The organism is Wolbachia endosymbiont of Mansonella perstans (assembly GCF_020278605.1).
Lineage (GTDB): Bacteria > Pseudomonadota > Alphaproteobacteria > Rickettsiales > Anaplasmataceae > Wolbachia.
On record NZ_JACZHU010000148.1, the window covers coordinates 1 to 839 of the forward strand.

At 35.8% G+C, this 839-nt stretch carries 1 protein-coding gene and 1 tRNA gene; both read right to left on the reverse strand.

Annotation, left to right across the window (positions count from 1 at the left end):
- Positions 1 to 358: 358 nt before the first annotated feature.
- A tRNA-Cys gene (locus IHO13_RS05530) sits at positions 359 to 430 on the reverse strand.
- Positions 431 to 439: 9 nt separating this feature from the next.
- The coding region (locus IHO13_RS05535; protein ID WP_458695368.1) for a beta/alpha barrel domain-containing protein at positions 440 to 839 on the reverse strand (400 nt) is incomplete at its 5' end.

Sequence of the window (839 nt, forward strand, 5' to 3'; positions counted from 1 at the left end):
TACTTTAGCAATAAATACTTAAAATTTGCCAAGTGAGAAAAAAAGGCAAAAGAAACCCCGTTAGCTAGTTATTCACTATCTATCTTTTAAATTGGCATTTTTTTATTGTCTTAGACGTCTTAATAAACGCATTTTAGCTTGTATTAAGTAAAAACCTTGAAAATTTACAAAGACATGAGGTGCACATAGTACAAAAAGTTAAACAACAGTACGCCAAATACATTGAGTTTTTTTGTTGTTTTACCTGTATGGACTGAAGATAAATAATAGCTTCAGTGCTGTGATTAAGGGTAATGGTAAAAGTTGTCAAGTAGTTTTTTTCGTTTCTATTGGATGATGTTATAACTTTTATAGGGAGAGGCCGGGACCGGAATTGAACCGGTATAAAAGGATTTGCAGTCCTCCGCATAAGCCATTCTGCCACCCAGCCATGTTTTTTTTACGTGTAGATATTCATGATATCTTTTAGCATAGATAAAGCTTCTTCTCTTTTTCGCTGAAAGGTGTTGCGCCCAATGATTGAACCACTACCACCTCCTTGCTTAATTTCTTTTGCCTCATTGCGTATGTCATTCATCGACTTCGACTCGCCACCAGAAAAAACTACTATTCTTTTTCCTGCAAAGCAAGATTTCTTGACATATTCAATTCTTTTGAATAACGGCTCAATATTTTCCACTTCTATTTTTTCTTTTTCCAATTGGTTAGTAGGGAGTTTTACTTTTATTATGTTAGCACCAAGCAAAGCTGCTATGTGCGCAGCATAAGCAATAACATCAACTGCTGTTTCACCTTCTTTGGAAATTCCCTCGCCTCGTGGGTAAGACCATAGCACTACT